Genomic DNA, 18,216 nt, shown 5'->3' with positions numbered 1-18,216 from the left:
AATCGGAAAGCTTTTGTAATGCAGTCAACCATCAACTGGCATGCGTATTATCGCTTAACCCGCCTAGATAAGCCGGTCGGGATTTGGTTGCTACTCTGGCCCACATTGTGGGGGCTGTTGATTGCAGGCGCAGGGTACCCTGATCTATGGGTGGCAGCCGTGTTTGTGTTGGGTACGATACTGATGCGCTCAGCCGGCTGCGCATTGAATGACATTGCCGACCGGCACTGGGATGGCGCGGTGGCGCGCACCCAACGCCGGCCGTTGGCGACCGGGGAGATTTCTGTCAAAGAGGCTTATGCCGTGGCGGTAGCGCTAGCTTTGATAGCGTTTGTGCTGGTGTGTACGCTGGGCATGCAAGTGGTGCTGTGGTCCGTCCCAGCTTTGTTTCTGGCGGTTAGCTACCCGTACACCAAGCGCTTTTTTGCCATTCCACAGGCCTATTTGGGCATTGCGTTCGGCTTTGGTATCCCGATGGCATTTGTTGCCTTACAGGGGGCTGTGCCGGCAACTGCCTGGTGGTTGTTGCTGGCGAATGTCTCCTGGTCAGTGGCCTATGATACGGCTTATGCCATGGTGGACCGTGAGGATGACCTTAAGATCGGCATCCGTTCATCCGCGATTACCTTTGGTCACCGTGAGGTATTCGCGATTATGCTGTGCCTGATTGCCACGCTGGCCATGATGGCCTGGGTCGCCATTCAGCTCAGGCTGGGCTGGCCATTCTGGCTGGGTTGGGTGGCCGCTGCCTTACAGTTATTCAGGCAATATGGACTGATCCGTACGCGTCAGCGTGCGCAGTGTTTCAAGGCATTTTTGGAGAATATCTGGATAGGCGCGGCATTAACCGCAGGCATCGCTGGTGCCTATTGGTTAGGCTGATTTGCGTCCACCAGCGGGCTCAGCCAGCTCAAAGGTGAAGTCGGTCCAATACTGGAAGGGCGCTTGTTCTGCCGGAGCGAGGATATAGATGTCTTCAGAGAGTTGCTGCAACTCGCGCAAGTTACCATTGATGGACGTCTCTTCGTCCGGGGCTTTTGGCGCAGGGGGCATTGCAGGCAGGTTTTGTGTCTGGCAGGCAATTTCTTTCAATAGCATGAGGTCTTCAAAGACGCTACGCTCAAAACCCATACGCGGCACAAGGCGGGTGTTGTAAACCAGGTCGTCAATCAGCGCAATCACCTGCGGCGTGCCCCAGGCCTGCTGCAAGGCTTTCATCACGCGCGGGAAAGATTCGATGCCTTGTTGTTTGAGGTCTGGCGCGTGCTCTACATTCAAGTTGAAGTGCTTGCGGCACTCGCTGGCCATCATGTCAAACTCCTGGTGCTTGCCTTCTTTGGATAATAAATCCAGTAAATACAGCCACATCCAGGGGGAGCATTTCGGGTGTTTGGCCAGGTGTTGTTGCAAGTGCTCAATGGCCTGATTCACTCGACCATGTGTGAAGAGTCTGGAAGCATCTTGCATCACGGACTGCGTGCTTTTTTGTGAGCTGAGTTTTTGTGGAACCGCTTCGAGCCCGAGCACATCATCATTGGCGTGGATAGGAACCGACTTCAAGCGACTTCCGGTTCGTTGGGTATAGGGCGGTTGCGTCGCACCAGAGACTGGTTGTGCAGGACTTGGTGAGCTGGTGAGTGGCGACAAAGTGGTTGCGAATCGCTGGCTGGTTTGCGGCTGGGTCGCCGGACCGGTGGATTCTTCCGTGGCTGAGGCTGGTTGGCGGCCTTTGGCGCGCTTGGGTACTGCCGCATGCCGCCTGAGCCAGTCGGCAAAGAAAAAGCCGCTGGCGATCAAGGCCAGGCCTAGCGTCATCACCAGTGTGCGCAGCAGGTGGTTTTCATTCTGCACATGGACCAATTGCGATTTCAGAGAGGCGAGTAAATTCGTTTGCGCCAGTGAACTGGCATAAAGGGCATCGGATTTGCTTTGCAAGGTGTTAAATGCCTGCTGCAATTCATTGATTTGTTCCTGTAACTTGTCGTAGGCCTCCAGCGGGATGCCCTCCTGTACCGGTTGAGAGGGTGCCTGTGGGGTCGAGGTGGGCGCCTCTGCAGTAATTGGCTGGGTCGCTGTTTGCTGAGGCGCCTCTACTTCAAACGACACCTTCATGTCCGGGTGCAGGGTAAAGGTCTGCGCGGTGCGCTGGCATGTATCTGTTAGGGTGACTTTGACCGGGCTGCTCATTGCGCGGTCGGACCATAGCATGAGCATGCCTTGATCCGCGCTCAGTGTGGTGTATTCCAGATGCACAAAATCAGCCACAGATTGCTGCAGTTGAAAACAGCTGATGTCCGTACTGGATGTGGCATGTGTGATCGGCACTTGTGCCAACAGGGGTTGGCCAGGTTCAGACTCAAAGCGGAATGCGGATAAATCCGCGGCCTGCACGAGTGAGGTTGGCGCTAACAAAAGCAACAATGGCAACGCCATGCAGCGCAATGCTGTTGTAATCGTGGACTCTCGCGTCTGTGAATGGCCTGAGCGCATGAAAATATTATTTTTTAATCTCTGCGGTTGAAATGATTCAGTGCATCAAGTCGAAACTTGAGCTAATATAGCATCTGTTTGCAATTATTCCTGATAAAACAAAGATCTTTTGCTTAAAAAGCATACTTTACTTCAACTTATTTGCAAAATTGATGGCAAACAGCCCCAAATCTGCAGCCTGATAAAATCATCAAGGCTCGCGGCATTGGTCAGGGATTATTTTAGAATAATCCGTTGACAAGCTTTCTCAAGCTAGCATATAATCCGCCCTCTTAATTTATACGCTATAACTCGGTAGTTATAAAATGAAAACTTTTTCAGCAAAATCGCATGAAGTACAACGTGACTGGTTCGTGATTGACGCCACTGACTTGGTATTGGGTCGTCTGGCCAGCGCAATCGCTCATCGTCTGCGTGGTAAGCATAAAGCTATTTACACACCGCACGTGGATACAGGCGACTACATCATCGTAGTCAATGCGGACAAAATTAAAGTAACCGGTAACAAGGCTGGTGACAAGCTGTACCACCGTCACTCTGGTTATCCAGGCGGTATTACAACCACTTCATTCTCCAAAATGCAAGACCGTTTCCCAGGCCGTGCATTGGAAAAAGCAGTGAAAGGCATGTTGCCAAAAGGTCCTTTGGGCTATGCCATGATCAAAAAAATGAAAGTGTATGCGGGTGACAAGCACGAGCATACTGCGCAACAACCGCAACCATTAACCATCTAATTCAAGACGATTAGGATAAAACATGATCGGTAAATACAACTACGGCACAGGCCGCCGCAAAAGTTCAGTGGCACGTGTGTTCATCAAGTCCGGTAGCGGCAATATCGTTGTAAACGACAAGCCAGCTGACGTGTACTTCTCACGCGAGACTTCTCGCATGATTTTGCGTCAACCTCTGGAATTGACCAACAACACTGCGAGCTTTGACATTCTGGTCAATGTGCATGGTGGTGGTGAATCCGGTCAAGCTGGTGCAGTTCGTCACGGCATTACCCGTGCATTGATTGACTATGATGCTGCGCTGAAGAGCGCATTGTCCCACGCTGGTTTCGTAACACGTGATGCACGTGAAGTTGAGCGTAAGAAAGTCGGTCTGCGTAAAGCACGTCGTCGGAAACAGTTCTCCAAACGTTAATTTTTCAACGTTTGTTACAAACCTGTTGTGCAAAAAGGTCGCATTGGCGGCCTTTTTCATTTATATTAATTAACTTTTTACGCAGTGTGCGTTTTAACTCCTCAACTGGGTAAGGCAGATGGAAAAGATTAAGGTAGGCATCGTTGGCGGCACAGGGTATACCGGTGTAGAGTTATTGCGCTTGCTGGCGCGTCATCCAAATGTGCAATTGCAGGTCATTACTTCACGGGGTGAAGCGGGCCTGCCTGTGGCAGAGATGTTTCCCAGTTTGCGTGGCGTCGTTGAACTTGCCTTTAGTGACCCAGCGACCGTTGATCTGACCCAATGTGATGTGGTGTTCTTCGCCACGCCCCATGGGGTGGCCATGGCGCAAGCGCCTGGGCTGGTAGCTGCTGGCGTGAAGGTGATTGATCTGGCAGCAGATTTCCGGTTGCAGGATGCCGCTGTCTTTGAAAAATGGTACAAACTCCCCCATAGCTGTACCGATATTTTGCAAGATGCCGTCTACGGCTTGCCAGAGCTATATGGCGAAGAGGTGCAGCAGGCGCAAGTGATTGGTAATCCAGGGTGTTACCCCACCACCGTGTTGCTGGGGTTGGCGCCCTTACTTGAGCAAGGCTGGATTGATTTCTCTGTGCCGATTATCGCGGATGCGAAGTCGGGTGTCTCCGGCGCCGGCAGAAAAGCAGAAGTGTCTACGCTGTTCTCTGAAGCGAGTGATAACCTCAGAGCCTATGGTGTGGCCGGGCACAGGCATCATCCCGAGATTCTGGCACAACTCAAAAAACTGTCTGGCAATGAAGCTGTCCAGCTCATCTTTGTGCCGCATTTGATCCCGATGATACGTGGCATGCTCAGTACGCTCCATGTCAAACTTAATAGGCAAGCGCAGCGGGCATCCATTCAGCAGGTGTATGAGCAACGCTACCAGGGGTCGACTTTTGTCGATGTGATGCCGGCCGGTGCGCTTCCCGAGACACGCTCGGTCCGTGGATCGAATGTTTTAAGGATGGCGGTGTACCCACAGGCGGATGATTATGTCACAATCATTGTCGTGCAGGACAACCTGGTTAAAGGCGCCTCTGGTCAAGCGGTGCAGAACATGAACCTGATGTTCAATCTGGCCCCTGAGGCTGGTTTGCAAGTGTTGCCATTGTTGCCATAATGATCAGGCCTATCCGCAGAAGACTCAGGAATCACTTTGGCCTGACTGCCAAGCAGGTGGCCGTGCGCTCGCATCGTCCCTGGTACTTTCAGGGGATATTGGCGGTCTCCTATGTGGTGATTGGGTTTGCATTGGCCTACTGGGTGTTGCATGATGATGATAGTGAAAATATTCGGCATCGCCTGCGCCAGGTCACGACGGAAAATATAGAGTTGCAGAAGAAACTGATCGCTTCCCAGCGTGAGTTACAGGTGGAATTGGCAACGAGCAACAACCTGGCCAAAACACTGACTGCGCAGCAGGACGAAAATATCAAGCTCAAAGAGGAGCTGGTTTTTTACAAGAACATGACCAAGCATTGAGTCTGTGTGAGCAGCGCTGACGCAATCAGGATTGCCATTTAAGTAAATTCGGAACAGGAAGTCGCATGTTTTTCAAGAAAAGTGTTCAAATTGACAGTCACATTGATACCCTGATCGGGCATGAAACGCAGTTAAATGGCAATATGCAGTTTGCAGGTGGCTTAAGAGTAGATGGCTTGATCGTTGGTAATGTGATTGAAAAGCAAACCCATCCCAGTACACTGATTATCAGTGAAAACGGGGCGGTGACCGGCAGTGTAGAGGCTTCCAAAATTGTACTGAACGGCATGATACGCGGGCCGGTGCGGTCTTCCGTCTTTATCGAGTTGCAAAGCAAGGCGCGTATTATCGGCGACCTGTATTACAAATCGCTCGAAATGCACACCGGTGCAGTGATTGAAGGAAAACTGATTTATCTGGGTGAGCAGTCGGAAGCAAGCCCCACAGAAACATCAACGACAGAAGCCAGCTAAACGCGGCCACTTGAAATCCGGCGGATTACCGCCATATACTGAATACGAATTTTACAGGAGTCTATGATGACCACAGAAGCCACCCTTGAAATGCCTAGTCCTTTGGTATTTACCGATAATGCTGCCAAAAAGGTCAAAGAGCTGATTGATGAAGAAGGTACGCCAGAGCTGAAATTGCGTGTGTTTGTGAGCGGTGGTGGTTGTTCCGGCTTTCAGTATGGCTTCACCTTTGAAGAAGAAGTGAACGACGACGATACCCAAGTGGACAAGGACGGCGTGACCTTGTTGATTGACCCGATGAGCCTGCAGTATCTCATGGGCGCAGAAATCGACTATACCGATAGCCTGCAAGGCTCACAATTTGTCATTCGTAACCCGAATGCGACCACCACTTGTGGATGTGGTAGTTCATTCTCGGTTTAAAAACTAGCGTAACTCAAAATAAAAAAACGCCAGATGATGTCTGGCGTTTTTTTATTTCTTCACTATTTGCATCGCGAAACTAACGCTGATGCAAAGGCACGAATTCCCGACGCTCAGACCCCACATACAATTGCCGAGGACGGCCAATTTTCTGTTCGGGGTCGGCGTTCATCTCACACCATTGTGAAATCCAGCCTGCAGTGCGGGCCAGGGCAAAAATCGCCGTAAACATCGAATTGGGGATGCCCATGGCGCGCATGACGATGCCACTGTAGAAGTCCACGTTTGGATAGAGTTTGCGCGAAACGAAGTATTCGTCCTCAAGCGCAATTTTTTCCAGTTCCATCGCCAGTTTGAACATCGGGTCATCGTGCAGGCCCAGTTCATTGAGCACTTCATGGCAGGTTTTTCGCATGATAGAAGCGCGGGGGTCCATGTTGCGATAAACGCGGTGACCAAAGCCCATCAGGCGGAAGCTGTCGGTTTTGTCTTTGGCTCGTTTGATAAATTCGCCGATGCGGCTGACGTCGCCGATTTCTTCCAGCATGTTAAGTGTGGCTTCGTTGGCGCCACCGTGTGAGGGGCCCCATAGCGAGGCGATGCCGGCTGCGATGCAGGCAAACGGGTTGGCGCCGCTGGAGCCGACCAGACGCACGGTAGAGGTAGAAGCATTTTGCTCGTGATCTGCGTGCAGAATCAGAATCCGCTCAAACGCACGGGCCAGAATCGGGTTGGGCACATAGTCTTCACAGGGCGTGGCGAACATCATGTGCATAAAGTTTTCGGCGTAGCCCAATTTGTTTTTGGGATACATGAATGGCTGGCCGATGTTGTACTTATAGCTCCAGGCGGCAATGGTGGGAACTTTGGCCAGCAGACGCATGGCAGCCACTTTACGTGATTCCGGGTCGGACACATTGTTGTTGTCTGGATAGAAGGCCGCCATGGCGCCTACGACCGCGATCATGACCGCCATCGGGTGCGCATCGCGGCGGAACCCACGAAATACATTGCTCATCTGGTCGTGCAACATGGTGTGTTCGCTGATGGTGCTCACGAATTCTTCACGTTGATTGTTATCCGGCAGTTCGCCGTGCAGCAACAGGTGCGAGACCTCAAGGAAGTCACAGTTCTCGGCCAGTTGCTCAATCGGATAGCCACGGTAGTAAAGCAACCCTTTTTCACCATCAATAAAGGTAATGCCAGATGTACACGATGCGGTAGACATGAAGCCAGGATCAAACGTGAAATAACCATGTTTGCCCAGGCTGCGGATATCAATCACATCCGTGCCCAGTGAGCCTTTTAATACTGGTAGCTCAATTGCGCTACTATCGTTGTCAAATGTAATGGTCGCCTTGGTAGCCATAACGTACTCAGTCTTTAATCAAGTTGGTTAAATTATACGCAATCGTTTTGTTTTATCACCGCTTGTGCGGTGACTGTCGCGGAAAAGTTAAAAAAACAATCAAAAGCCTGCACCAGATGTAATCAAGTCACTGGTGCGTTTGCACTGCTTTTGGGAATCATTGCTACGCGTCGTTGCCGGTGCTTAGTTGGGGTAAACGGCACCCAGAATGCGTGGCCCCGCCGCGCCGGTGACAGCGGCCAAATTGCCTGGCAAATGATCTACACAGCGTTGCGCCAGCCAGGCAAAGGCGACCGCTTCCACCCAGTCCACGCCAACGCCCAATTGATCCGTCAGCTGTATGGACTGGCCAGACAGCGCCTGCAGTCTATTCAGCAAGGCCAGATTATGGGCACCACCCCCACAGACGTAGACTTCCTGAGCCCCTGGGCAGAATCGCGTCAGTGCATCGGTGATGCTCACTGCTGTTAACTCAAGCAAAGTACGCGCCACATTTTGTGCACTGTCGGGATACTGATGCAGCAGTTGCATTAACCAGGTGTCGTTAAACAGGTCACGTCCCGTACTTTTGGGCGCGGCCAGTGCAAAATAAGGATCGGCCAACATGGCATTGAGCAAGTCTGGATTAATTTTCCCGCCCGCTGCCCAGTGCCCGCCCGCATCATAGGGCTGGCCTGTGTGTTGCTGCGTCCAGGCATCCATGAGCAGGTTGCCGGGTCCCGAGTCAAAGCCTGTGACTTGTCCGTGTGCTGGCAGATCACTCAAGTTGGCAATGCCGCCGATATTAATGACGACGCGATGCCTGTCTGCACTCGTAAACACCGCCTGGTGAAAGGCCGGCACTAACGGTGCACCTTGGCCGCCAGCGGCAATATCGCGACTTCTGAAGTCGCCAATGACCGTGATCCCTGTTAATTCTGCCAAGCGGGCATGGTTGCCCAATTGTATGGTGTATGCCATGCCCTCTGCCAGTGTCGGACAGTGCCGGATGGTCTGGCCATGGCAACCGATGGCTGTCACGGCCTCGGCACGGATGTCGGCGAGCTTAAGCAGTTGCTTGACGGCTTGCGCGTAGAGTTCTGCGAGCTGGTTAGCAACCACTGCGGCCTCGTGTAACTCGTTATTGGCGGGCGTGTGCAAGGCCAGTAGGCGCTGTTTAAGCGCGTCAGGGTAGGGCAGAAAATAGGTGGCCGTTTGTGTCAGTTGCTCGCCCCGTTGCGAGGTGAGCACGGCATCCACCCCGTCCAGGCTGGTACCGGACATCAGTCCAATAAACAAACGTGGCTGGGAGCGATCGGCAGAAACTTGCATGGGTGTCATTTTAACACTGCTCCAGCCGCGCTTACAGAAATGCATGGGATTACGTTAAAATAGCTGTTTTACTTATTTGAGACGGTGCCATCAGTGCGCATCGTTGTATTTGACGGATACCCGCATGACCGATACCAAACAACCCTCATCTGAAGTGCCAGCATTGAGCCCAGAAATTGCCAAGGCGTTGGCCATTATCAAGCGTGGCGCAGATGAGTTACTGATCGAGCAGGAGCTGGTCGAGAAACTGAAAACAGGCAAGCCGTTACGTGTGAAAGCAGGCTTTGACCCTACCGCGCCCGACTTGCACCTGGGTCATACCGTCCTCATTAATAAATTGCGCCAGTTGCAGGATCTGGGCCATCAGATTTTATTCCTGATCGGTGACTTTACCGGCATGATTGGTGACCCGACTGGCAAAAGCGCCACCCGTCCACCCTTAACCGTGGAGCAGGTCAAGGCCAACGCCGATACCTATGCCGCACAAGTCTTCAAGATTCTTGATCCTGCCAAAACCGAAATTGTCTTTAACTCCAACTGGTTAAGTGAACTTGGCGCGGCGGGGATGATTAAACTGGCTGCCAGCCATACCGTGGCCCGCATGCTGGAGCGCGATGACTTCTCCAAACGCTTCAAGGGTAATCAACCGATTGCGATTCACGAGTTTCTGTACCCGTTACTGCAAGGATATGATTCGGTCGCCCTGCAAGCGGATCTTGAGCTCGGTGGTACCGACCAGAAGTTTAACCTGCTCATGGGGCGTGAGTTGCAAAAGCAGGCCGGCCAGTCGCAGCAATGTGTGCTGATGATGCCGCTGCTGGAAGGGTTGGATGGCGTCAATAAAATGTCTAAATCACTCGGTAACTACATTGGCATTAGCGAGGCGCCAGAGACTATTTTTGCCAAGATCATGTCGATTTCAGATGAACTGATGTGGCGCTATATTGATTTGCTGTCTTTTGCGACGCTGGAAACCATTGCCGAATGGAAGGCGCAAGTCGCCAGCGGTGAAAATCCCCGCAATATCAAGGTCGGCTTTGCCCAAGAAATTGTGGCGCGTTTCCATGGTCAAGCCGCGGCTGAAAAAGCCTTGCAGGACTTCCAGACCCGTGCCAAAGGCGGCATCCCGGATGACGTGCCCGAAGTTGAAGTGACCATTGAAGGCGAGAGCATCGGCATTAGCCAATTGTTAAAACAGGCGGGCTTGGTTGAAAGCACCAGTGAAGCCATGCGCGCAGTGCAGCAAGGCGGCGTCAAGCTCGACAGCGTCAAGGTGGATGATAAGAATCTGCCTTTGACTAAAGGTGTGACAGTGATCGCCCAGGTGGGTAAACGTAAATTTGCCAAGATCACAATCAGGTGATTTGAGCTGAGAAACAAAAAAGGCCGCATCTGCGGCCTTTTTTGTTTAGAGCGTTTTGCGCAAGTTCGCGGGCGGAATATTCAGGGACTCGCGATATTTGGCTATGGTACGGCGGGCAACGACGATACCTTGTTGTGCCAGTGTGTCGGTGATCTGGTTGTCCGACAAAGGCTTTTTCGGGTTTTCTTCGGCCACCATTTGCTTGATCAAGGCGCGGATAGCGGTGGCAGAGCAGGAGCCGCCTGCATCTGTGGCCACCGAGCTGCCAAAGAAGTATTTGAGTTCATAGACGCCACGCGGTGTGAGCATATACTTATGTGTGGTGACGCGGGAAACTGTGCTTTCATGCAAGTCGAGTTCTTCGGCGATTTCACGCAGCACCAGTGGCCGCATGGCAATTTCACCATGTTCAAAGAAGTTGCGCTGGCGATCTACAATGGCTTGTGACACGCGCAAAATGGTCGAGAAGCGCTGCTGGATATTTTTAATCATCCACTTGGCTTCCTGCATCTGGCTTTGCAGGTATTGGCCTGAACTCTCGCGGTTGCGCTTGAGGATGTCCGCATACATCTGGTTGATGCGCAGTTTGGGGATCACGCCATCATTTAAGGAGGCGACCCAAATGCCCTTGATTTTTTTAACCACCACATCGTGCTGGATAAAGTGATCGTGACTAAAGCTGGAAAACTCGCTGCCGGGTCTGGGGTTTTGCTGGCGGATCAGGTGCTGCGCCGCCTTGAGTACCGCTTCATCGCAACCAAGCACCTTGCGCAGTTTGACAAAGTCTTTGTTGGCCAGCAGCGCCAGGTGGTCTTTGGCAATGGCAATGGCAGTTTGCAAGTGTGGCGTTTCTTGCGGCAAACGCGTCAGTTGCAAGAGCAGGCACTCGCGTAAATCGCGCGCACCAACGCCTACAGGGTCCAGATTCTGGATCAGCTTGAGGGCGGTTTCCAGTTCCAGCAGCTCGACCTCAAGTTCGAGCGGCAAGTGCTCTACAATCTCCTGCAGATCTTGCTCCAGATAGCCATCATCAGTGATGCTATCCAGTAGCAGTTTGACCAGGCTCATGTCTCGTTGCGACAAATGTGCCAGTTGTATCTGGTCAATCAGATGCTCGCGCAAACTGATGCTGGTGGTTTCCTGTCTGGAAAAGTCACTGTCTTCGTCTTCCTGATGATTGCGTCCGGCTTCGTCCCAGTTGCTGGTGCTGCCAAACTCTTCATAATCATCTTCAAACTCTGGCGGCGTGAATTCCTCGTTTAAATTGGGCAGGTCGCTCTCGCTCCCGCCCAGCTCATCGTGCAAGTCTTCACGCAGACTTTCTGCCGGTGCGGTGATCTCTTGCTGTGTTGCCATGTCAAACGAGCTGGCATCTGTCGGCTCAGCTTCTACAGTGGGGGGAGGCGGTGTGTTATCTTCAAACTCGCCTTCTTCACCGTCTGACATTTCCAGTAACGGGTTTTCCTGCAGGATGGTTTCCAGTTCCTGGTTCAGTTCCAGCGTGGAAAGTTGCAGCAAACGGATCGATTGCTGCAGCTGCGGCGTCAGCGCCAGATTTTGCGAAATACGTAATTGCAGGTTCTGTTTCATGACGGATTACAGCCTAAAATTCTTGCCCAGATACACTTCACGCACACCTTCGTTCTGAATGATTTCATCGGGCGTGCCTGCTGCAAACACAGCGCCTTCATTGACAATATAAGCGCGGTCACAGATATCCAGCGTTTCGCGCACATTGTGGTCGGTGATTAAAATACCAATATTCTGACTGCTCAGGTAGCGGATGATTTTCTGGATTTCGATCACCGCAATCGGATCAATCCCGGCGAACGGTTCATCCAGCAAAATAAATTTAGGGTCAGTGGCCAGGCAGCGCGCAATTTCAACGCGTCGACGTTCGCCACCAGACAAGCTGACGGCCTGACTGTTGCGGATGTGCTGGATATGCAATTGATCCAGCAAGGACTCAAGCCTCGCCTCACGCTGCTCTTCCGTATAGGGACGGGTTTCAAGAATGGCGAGGATGTTGTCGGTTACGCTGAGCTTGCGAAAAATGGATGCTTCTTGGGGCAGATAAGCCAGGCCCATGCGCGCGCGCTCATGCATGGGCGCGCGGCTCACGTCGGCGCCATTCAGCGTAATGTTGCCTTCATCCAGCGCAACCAACCCGACAATCATGTAAAAGCTGGTGGTTTTGCCTGCCCCGTTGGGACCCAGCAAGCCGATCACTTCGCCACTGCGTAACTCAAGCGTCGTGTTTTTGACGACGGTACGGCCCTGATAGGTTTTTTTCAGGCGGTTGACCTGCAAATGGTTCTGATCTGCTGCCATGGTTTCCATCTTTATGCTTACTCTTTGCCTTGCTCACCAGTGTTTTCGGCAGGGGCAGGTTCGACCTTGAGTTGCAAGGAGCGATTCATCCGTAACCCCTGTTGAGAGGTTGGCTTGTTGTCAATGACAGGCGGTGTGGTTTTATTTTTAGGCTGTATGGTGGCCTTGACGCGGCTGCCAGCCGTTCCGTTCGGGTTGGCTTTTGTGCCGCCAATCACCTCGGCATACTCGGCGTTGGCGTCGTAGCTAATGTAGTCCCCGGTCACGATGTCTTCACCACGTTTAACCCAGGCATTGGTATACAGTTGCACTTTATCCATGCGGGCGTTGTATTCGATACGTTGACCACTGCCTTGCATCCACTCGTCTTTACCGGTGCGTTTTTGCTTGAATGTGGTGGGGTTGCCGGTACAGGTGCTATGTTGAAAGCCGTCCTGATCCTCGCGTACGATCATTTTGTCCGCCTTGATTTGCAAGGTGCCCTGATTAAGAATCACGTTGCCCGTGTAGATACTGATTTTTTTAGCATCGTTCACGGTCACGGTATCCGCCTCAAGCTCTATTGGTTGATCTCGGTCGGATTCTTCGGCCAGCACACTCAGCGGCATGGACAATAGCGCCCATACGCTCATGCAGATCGCTAAAAATAAGGGCTTGTGCGTGTTCAACTCATTTCTCCATAATCAACGGTCATTGGCGTTCTGTGTTTGACGCCTGGGCCGGGCTTGCCAAATTGCTGGCGACGGGTGGACGCTCATAATGCACATGCACCCGGTTAAACAATTGCATGGTATCAGCCCGGTTATCAAAACGCATGCCCGTGCCTGTAATCACTGTCGCAGGTTTTTGGCGGATGACCACCGGCTGGTCTGTGTGTGCCACCTCGGTGTCCGGCTCCAGCCAAAGCCGCTCGGTTTGCATTTGTGTTTCTGGCTTGGTGGCAGAGGCTTGGCGGATCACCTTGACCTGTTTGCTAAACTCCACCAGTTTACCATTGGCGGAAACACGTCCTTGCTGACCATAAATTTGCGTGTAAGGCTTGTTCAGGCCAAACTGGGTAAAGCGTGGCCGCTGCAATTCTGTATAGTCATTGGCAGGAAAGTGGCGCATTTTTGCGGCCGCCAGTACATATTTGGTATTACCGGACGCATCCGTGCGGGTACTCACAAAGTTGTACAACATGTAGTCCGGCGCTTGGCGATTAAGTATGTTCATTTTGAGTGCTTGCTCTTGTACATTCTGGTTAATCCAGAAGGTCAGCAGCGCCAGCAACAGCATTAACGCAATCGGCAACAAAATGGGGTGTTTAAGCATGCCTGAATTCTAATGCCTGTTTAAGCTAAACGACTTTGGCTTTCAATAAGTCATGCATATTGAATGCCCCTACCAACTGCCCTTGGGCATCTACTGCCAAAAAGCCATTTATTTTGTGGTGCTCCATCATGTTAACTGCTTCAACCGCCATCTGATTCGTCTCCAGCAAATACGGCTGTTTGTTCATCACGGTATCAATGGATGCCTGTGGATTGTTCTTGCCCTGCATAAACAAGCGGCGCAAATCGCCATCGGTAAAAATGCCTATTGGGCGTTGCGCGTGGTCCACAATAGCCGTGAAGCCCATGCCCTTGAGTGAAATTTGCGTGATGGCTTCCTGAATGGAGGCGTGTTGATCAATTTGGGGCACGGCCTCGCCGGTACGCATGACATCCTTGATGCGCACCAGTAGCCGTCTGCCCAAGCTGCCACCGGGATGCGAACGGGCGAAATCTTCGGCAGTGAACTCACGCAAATCCAGCACACAAAGTGCTAAGGCATCGCCAAGGGCCAAGGCCGCTGTCGTGCTGGCTGTGGGAGCCAAGCCGAGTGGGCAAGCCTCATGGCTCACGGCAGCACTCAAATGCACTTCCGACTCACGTGACAAGGTGGAGTCTTCGCTGCCCGTGATGCTCAACACCCGAGCACCGATGCGGCGGATCGCCGGCAAAATATTAATAATTTCATCACTCTCGCCAGAGTTGGACAGCGCGATCACCACATCTTCTGCCGTAATCATGCCCAAGTCGCCGTGACTGGCCTCGGCCGGGTGCATGAAAAACGCTGGTGTGCCGGTACTGGCCAAGGTGGCCGCAATTTTGCCGCCGATATGGCCGGATTTGCCCATGCCCGTGACCACCACCCGGCCCTTGCAGGCCAGAATCATATGGACGGCGGCCTCAAAAGCCGAGCCAATGCGGTCTGCCAGATGCCTGATTTCATCGGCTTCGTGCAACAACACCCCTCGTGCGCGCGACACGATATCGGGTGTTTTAACAAGATGGATGCCGGAATTTGCTGTCATCATGGCGGGTAAGTATAACAAGCGAGTTGCCTGACAATAAAGTAAAACACCCTTTTTTTACGGTTTTTTTATTCTCAGGCACATTTTTTGCATAAAACAAAGTTTTGTGGCACGATGCATCATCCTGAAACAATTGCGTTTCATAATAGACCTTGACCCTTCAGCGCTGGCTGATGGCGATCAAACCCCTGTTTGACCGGCTTGGTATAAATGCGTTAGAGCTTTGCATGTTTGATTCCCTGATACATCTTTTATTACTGCTGACCAGCTCGGTCTTCGCCGTGGGCTTGTTCCGCATCCTCGGCTTGCCTGCCATGCTGGCCTATTTTGTCATCGGCATCGTGCTGGGCCCGCACGCCCTGGGCTTGCTGGAGGACGAAGAATCCGGTCGCCAGGTGGCCGAGTTTGGTATCGTGTTTTTGATGTTTAGCATCGGTCTCGAGTTTAGTCTGCCTAAGCTGTATGCCATGCGAAAAACGCTGTTCGGGCTAGGGGGCGGACAGGTCGTGCTGACCTTGCTGGCCAGTCTGGTGCTGGGCAAAGTGGCCGGGCTCAGCCTGACTTCTGCTTTTATCATTGGTGCGGCCATCACCATGTCCTCGACCGCGATTGTGTCCAAAATTCTGATGGAGCGTGTAGACCTGAACTCCAGACATGGTCGTCTCAGTATCGGCGTGCTGCTATTCCAGGATCTGGCCGTGATTCCAATTCTGGTATTGATCCAGACGCTAGGCTCGCACAGCGACAATTGGCTGGATGTGCTGGGGCTGACGCTGTTCAAGTCGTCTGTGCTGCTGTTTTTACTGTTCAAGTTCGGGAAAAACATCCTTAACTTCTGGTTTGAGCTGGTCGCCAAACAGCGCTCACGCGAGTTGTTTGTGCTCAATGTGCTGATGGTGACCCTGCTGATGGCGGCAGCCACCAACTATGTCGGCTTGTCCTTTGCGCTGGGGGCCTTTGTGGCCGGGATGCTGATTTCCGAGACCAAATACCGTTATCAGGTTGAATCAGATATTGCGCCTTTCCGCGATATCTTGCTGGGTCTGTTTTTTATCAGCGTCGGCATGCTGCTCGACGTTTCCGTATTGATCAATCATATTGTATTGATTGTTTTCCTGTTAGCCCTGTTCCTGGTGTTCAAGATTGGCCTGATTGCCTTTTTAACCAAGTTGTATGGCTTTGAGATGGGCGTCGGTGTCCGTACCGGCATTATTCTTGGCCAGGCGGGGGAGTTCAGTTTTGTGGTGCTGGCCCTGGGCTTGCAAACGCATTTGATCGACGGCGAGTCCCTACAGCTTGTGCTGTCCGTGGCCGTGCTTTCTATGCTGGTGGCGCCGTTCATTATTCAATATAACGGCAGGATTGCGCGCAAACTGGTCAAGAGTTATACGCGTAATAGCTACAAGGTGGTGGAGACTATTCAGGAGCACAGCCTCGATTTGCGCGACCATGTCATCATCTGCGGCTATGGCCGCAGTGGTCAGTATCTGGGCCGCTTTTTGCGCGAAGAAAATATCCCCTATGTGGCCCTGGATATGGATGCCAGCCGCGTTCAGGAAGCCGCCGCCGCCGGTGAAAATGTGATTTACGGCGATGCAGGCCGCCGCTCTGTGCTTGAGGCGGCCGGGCTGGCCAGGGCCAAAGCGGTGATTGTCAGCTATGCCGAAACGCGTGGCACCATGAAGGTGCTGCATGTGATCCAGGAGAAATATCCAACCCTGCCCGTGATTGTGCGTACCCATGATGACAGTGAAATGGATTTGCTGCGAGATGCCGGGGCGGCAGAAGTGGTGCCGGAAATTCTGGAGGGTAGCCTCATGCTGGCCTCGCATGCACTGGTCACGCTGGGGATTCCGCTTAACCGCGTGGTCAAACGTATCCGTCTGTTCCGCGAAGAGCGGTACAAAATGTTCAAAGGTTACTTCCGTGGCGTGAGCGATGCGGATACGACCACCGCCGCCCTGCCACAACTGCACTCGGTCGAGATGTATAAAAACTTTTATGCGCATGGTTTGCGCCTGGACCATATCCCGTTTGAGGATTTTGCGGTCGAGGTCAAACAGCTCCGGCGTACCAATATGCCAGAACCGATTGCACCCAGACCGGATATTATTCTCAACGAAGGCGATATTCTGGTCCTGCTCGGCAGCAATGCCGCCCTGATCGCCATGGAAGTCTATTTGATTTCTGGCCGTAAACCGTAAGACAATAGAGGCCTGAGGCCCTGACTGTTGCAGCTCGGGGCCTCAGGCTTTTTCATTTTAAATACCGGGTCTTATGGCAAATACTTCAGTGGTCGTGGTCGGCGGTGGCATCGTAGGCTGCCTCACTGCCATGCAGTTAAAGAAACAAGGGCACACCGTCACGCTGGTTGAGCGCAATATCGTCGCTGCGCAAACGTCAGGGGAGTCTTCGTGGGCTGGGGCGGGCATCGCTTTTCCGCTGTTGCCCTGGTTTTATCAGGAGATTGTCAACGAGCTGGCGCTGGCTGGTGCGCGCGCCTATCCAGCCGTCAGTGCAGAGCTCTTTGCCGAAACCGGTATAGACCCCGAATGCACCCGTAGCGGCATGCTGATCCAGCCCCCGTTTGACCAGCAAGCAGCCCTCGACTGGTGCCAGCGCTATGGACTGCAAGCAGAGTTGCAAGGGGATAGCCTGCTGATTCCAGAAGTGGTGCAAATCCGTAACCCGCGCCTGCTACAATCGCTCAAAGCGTGGTTGATCAAGCATGGCGTCACTCTGCGCGAACAAACACAACTCATGCCTTTGCAAGAAGGTGCTTCCAGCATCCACACCTGGCAAACCACAACGGGTGACACCTTGTCGGCCGACCATTTTGTCGTCACCTCCGGCGCCTGGAGTTTTGAGCTACTCAAACAAACCGCGCTGAGTCTGGAGATCAAACCCATGCGCGGGCAAATGCTGTTGTATCAGATGTCCCCTGGCCTGCTACCGCATATTCTTTACCGTGAAGGTTTTTACATGCTGCAACGCCGCGATGGGCACTTGCTAGCCGGCAGTAGTCTGGAAGATGTCGGTTTTGATACCGGGGTGACTGAAAGCATGCGTCAGGAAATGCTGCAAAAAGCCGAGGCGATTCTGCCAGCCTTGCGAGGGCAATCAGTGATCAAACACTGGAGTGGCTTGCGCCCCGGCACGCCGCACAATATCCCGACTATAGGCCGTCATCCAAATATTGAAAATCTGTATTTGAATACCGGGCATTTTCGCTATGGTGTAACGATGGCACCAGAATGTGCGCGGCGGATTGCGGCATTGTTGGCTTAAGTAAAGAAGGTAATTCTTTAACTTTTTGGTAACAATGGCTTTGCTTCGGCATACTAAGCAACTTTCCTTTTCGCCTTTAGGCGAGTTACTTTTCTTTGCTTGCACTGTATAGACCGGAGACATAGGTGACACATGTACTAGGACATGGTTGACA

General features: G+C 52.5%; 18 protein-coding genes. 10 read left to right on the top strand and 8 right to left on the bottom strand.

All coding sequences use genetic code 11. The features are described from left to right. Positions 1-18 precede the first annotated feature (18 nt). Complete coding sequence (gene ubiA / locus ACT53G_RS14135; protein WP_476169711.1) at positions 19-882, top strand: 4-hydroxybenzoate octaprenyltransferase; 864 nt, start codon at positions 19-21, stop codon at positions 880-882. On the opposite strand, the gene ACT53G_RS14130 is transcribed toward ubiA, so the two are convergent. Next, positions 874-2,433 carry a type IV pilus assembly protein FimV gene (locus tag ACT53G_RS14130; RefSeq protein ID WP_476169710.1) on the bottom strand — a complete coding sequence of 520 codons (1,560 nt, stop codon included), beginning with the start codon at positions 2,431-2,433 and terminating at the stop codon, positions 874-876. The genes ubiA and ACT53G_RS14130 overlap by 9 nt on opposite strands. 362 nt (positions 2,434-2,795) lie before the next feature. Here ACT53G_RS14130 and rplM point away from each other — a divergent pair, with 362 nt between their 5' ends. The 6 genes from rplM (at position 2,796) to erpA (ending at position 6,062) form a co-directional block, all read left to right on the top strand. After that, the gene (gene rplM, locus ACT53G_RS14125; RefSeq protein WP_194749720.1) at positions 2,796-3,224 is read left to right on the top strand and encodes a 50S ribosomal protein L13; all 429 of its coding nucleotides are present in this window, start codon (positions 2,796-2,798) and stop codon (positions 3,222-3,224) included. A 22-nt stretch (positions 3,225-3,246) separates the two neighbouring features. Next, positions 3,247-3,639: a 30S ribosomal protein S9 gene (gene rpsI / locus ACT53G_RS14120; RefSeq protein WP_049639496.1), complete on the top strand. Its 393-nt coding sequence runs from the start codon at positions 3,247-3,249 to the stop codon at positions 3,637-3,639. A 118-nt stretch (positions 3,640-3,757) separates the two neighbouring features. Then, a complete protein-coding gene (gene argC / locus ACT53G_RS14115; RefSeq protein WP_476169709.1) occupies positions 3,758-4,804 on the top strand; it encodes an N-acetyl-gamma-glutamyl-phosphate reductase in 1,047 nt (348 codons plus the stop codon). After that, positions 4,804-5,166 carry a hypothetical protein gene (locus ACT53G_RS14110; RefSeq protein ID WP_194749718.1) on the top strand — a complete coding sequence of 121 codons (363 nt, stop codon included), beginning with the start codon at positions 4,804-4,806 and terminating at the stop codon, positions 5,164-5,166. Before argC ends, ACT53G_RS14110 begins: the two co-directional genes overlap by 1 nt. Before the next feature lie 65 nt (positions 5,167-5,231). Further along, complete coding sequence (locus ACT53G_RS14105; RefSeq protein WP_275356451.1) at positions 5,232-5,639, top strand: bactofilin family protein; 408 nt, start codon at positions 5,232-5,234, stop codon at positions 5,637-5,639. A 66-nt stretch (positions 5,640-5,705) separates the two neighbouring features. After that, positions 5,706-6,062, top strand: coding sequence for an iron-sulfur cluster insertion protein ErpA (gene erpA / locus ACT53G_RS14100; protein ID WP_194749778.1), 357 nt, complete (start codon positions 5,706-5,708; stop codon positions 6,060-6,062). A gap of 79 nt (positions 6,063-6,141) precedes the next feature. On the opposite strand, the gene gltA is transcribed toward erpA, so the two are convergent. Then, positions 6,142-7,431, bottom strand: coding sequence for a citrate synthase (gltA, locus tag ACT53G_RS14095; protein ID WP_275356458.1), 1,290 nt, complete (start codon positions 7,429-7,431; stop codon positions 6,142-6,144). 183 nt (positions 7,432-7,614) lie between these two features. Beyond that, positions 7,615-8,742 (bottom strand): anhydro-N-acetylmuramic acid kinase, encoded by a 1,128-nt coding sequence (locus ACT53G_RS14090; protein ID WP_338657565.1) that lies wholly within the window; start codon positions 8,740-8,742, stop codon positions 7,615-7,617. A 124-nt stretch (positions 8,743-8,866) separates the two neighbouring features. Here ACT53G_RS14090 and tyrS point away from each other — a divergent pair, with 124 nt between their 5' ends. Beyond that, positions 8,867-10,105 (top strand): tyrosine--tRNA ligase, encoded by a 1,239-nt coding sequence (tyrS, locus tag ACT53G_RS14085; RefSeq protein WP_476169708.1) that lies wholly within the window; start codon positions 8,867-8,869, stop codon positions 10,103-10,105. Between the two features lie 45 nt (positions 10,106-10,150). On the opposite strand, the gene ACT53G_RS14080 is transcribed toward tyrS, so the two are convergent. From ACT53G_RS14080 to ACT53G_RS14060, 5 genes are read right to left on the bottom strand one after another with little or no spacing between them, the layout of a single operon-like run. Further along, a complete protein-coding gene (locus ACT53G_RS14080; RefSeq protein WP_275356460.1) occupies positions 10,151-11,695 on the bottom strand; it encodes an RNA polymerase factor sigma-54 in 1,545 nt (514 codons plus the stop codon). Positions 11,696-11,701: 6 nt separating this feature from the next. Then, positions 11,702-12,445, bottom strand: a complete 744-nt coding sequence (gene lptB, locus ACT53G_RS14075) for an LPS export ABC transporter ATP-binding protein (protein WP_194749713.1) — start codon at positions 12,443-12,445, stop codon at positions 11,702-11,704. Between the two features lie 8 nt (positions 12,446-12,453). Continuing rightward, complete coding sequence (lptA, locus tag ACT53G_RS14070; protein ID WP_275356461.1) at positions 12,454-13,068, bottom strand: lipopolysaccharide transport periplasmic protein LptA; 615 nt, start codon at positions 13,066-13,068, stop codon at positions 12,454-12,456. Between the two features lie 58 nt (positions 13,069-13,126). Then, positions 13,127-13,750 (bottom strand): LPS export ABC transporter periplasmic protein LptC, encoded by a 624-nt coding sequence (gene lptC / locus ACT53G_RS14065; protein ID WP_194749711.1) that lies wholly within the window; start codon positions 13,748-13,750, stop codon positions 13,127-13,129. A 25-nt stretch (positions 13,751-13,775) separates the two neighbouring features. Next, positions 13,776-14,777, bottom strand: coding sequence for a KpsF/GutQ family sugar-phosphate isomerase (locus ACT53G_RS14060; RefSeq protein WP_476169740.1), 1,002 nt, complete (start codon positions 14,775-14,777; stop codon positions 13,776-13,778). Between the two features lie 224 nt (positions 14,778-15,001). Between ACT53G_RS14060 and ACT53G_RS14055 the strand changes: the two genes are divergently transcribed. Further along, positions 15,002-16,978, top strand: coding sequence for a cation:proton antiporter (locus ACT53G_RS14055; protein WP_194749709.1), 1,977 nt, complete (start codon positions 15,002-15,004; stop codon positions 16,976-16,978). A gap of 73 nt (positions 16,979-17,051) precedes the next feature. Beyond that, complete coding sequence (locus ACT53G_RS14050; RefSeq protein WP_379073373.1) at positions 17,052-18,062, top strand: NAD(P)/FAD-dependent oxidoreductase; 1,011 nt, start codon at positions 17,052-17,054, stop codon at positions 18,060-18,062. Positions 18,063-18,216 lie beyond the last annotated feature (154 nt).

It is taken from the genome of Methylophilus sp. DMC18, assembly GCF_056314005.1.
Note: the sequence above shows the minus strand (reverse complement) of the source record. Positions and strands in the feature narration are given on the sequence as shown.

Excerpts from the sequence above, each read along its gene's own strand:
- ACT53G_RS14080 (WP_275356460.1), bottom strand. The coding sequence starts at position 11,695 with ATGAAACAGAACCTGCAATTACGTATTTCGCAAAATCTGGCGCTGACG.
- ACT53G_RS14050 (WP_379073373.1), top strand. The coding sequence starts at position 17,052 with ATGGCAAATACTTCAGTGGTCGTGGTCGGCGGTGGCATCGTAGGCTGC.
- ACT53G_RS14110 (WP_194749718.1), top strand. The coding sequence starts at position 4,804 with ATGATCAGGCCTATCCGCAGAAGACTCAGGAATCACTTTGGCCTGACT.
- gltA (WP_275356458.1), bottom strand. The coding sequence starts at position 7,431 with ATGGCTACCAAGGCGACCATTACATTTGACAACGATAGTAGCGCAATT.
- ACT53G_RS14130 (WP_476169710.1), bottom strand. The coding sequence starts at position 2,433 with ATGGCGTTGCCATTGTTGCTTTTGTTAGCGCCAACCTCACTCGTGCAG.
- ubiA (WP_476169711.1), top strand. The coding sequence starts at position 19 with ATGCAGTCAACCATCAACTGGCATGCGTATTATCGCTTAACCCGCCTA.
- rplM (WP_194749720.1), top strand. The coding sequence starts at position 2,796 with ATGAAAACTTTTTCAGCAAAATCGCATGAAGTACAACGTGACTGGTTC.
- lptA (WP_275356461.1), bottom strand. The coding sequence starts at position 13,068 with ATGAGCGTATGGGCGCTATTGTCCATGCCGCTGAGTGTGCTGGCCGAA.
- ACT53G_RS14055 (WP_194749709.1), top strand. The coding sequence starts at position 15,002 with ATGTTTGATTCCCTGATACATCTTTTATTACTGCTGACCAGCTCGGTC.
- lptC (WP_194749711.1), bottom strand. The coding sequence starts at position 13,750 with ATGCTTAAACACCCCATTTTGTTGCCGATTGCGTTAATGCTGTTGCTG.
- lptB (WP_194749713.1), bottom strand. The coding sequence starts at position 12,445 with ATGGAAACCATGGCAGCAGATCAGAACCATTTGCAGGTCAACCGCCTG.
- ACT53G_RS14105 (WP_275356451.1), top strand. The coding sequence starts at position 5,232 with ATGTTTTTCAAGAAAAGTGTTCAAATTGACAGTCACATTGATACCCTG.
- erpA (WP_194749778.1), top strand. The coding sequence starts at position 5,706 with ATGACCACAGAAGCCACCCTTGAAATGCCTAGTCCTTTGGTATTTACC.
- ACT53G_RS14090 (WP_338657565.1), bottom strand. The coding sequence starts at position 8,742 with ATGCAAGTTTCTGCCGATCGCTCCCAGCCACGTTTGTTTATTGGACTG.
- rpsI (WP_049639496.1), top strand. The coding sequence starts at position 3,247 with ATGATCGGTAAATACAACTACGGCACAGGCCGCCGCAAAAGTTCAGTG.
- argC (WP_476169709.1), top strand. The coding sequence starts at position 3,758 with ATGGAAAAGATTAAGGTAGGCATCGTTGGCGGCACAGGGTATACCGGT.
- tyrS (WP_476169708.1), top strand. The coding sequence starts at position 8,867 with ATGACCGATACCAAACAACCCTCATCTGAAGTGCCAGCATTGAGCCCA.
- ACT53G_RS14060 (WP_476169740.1), bottom strand. The coding sequence starts at position 14,777 with ATGATGACAGCAAATTCCGGCATCCATCTTGTTAAAACACCCGATATC.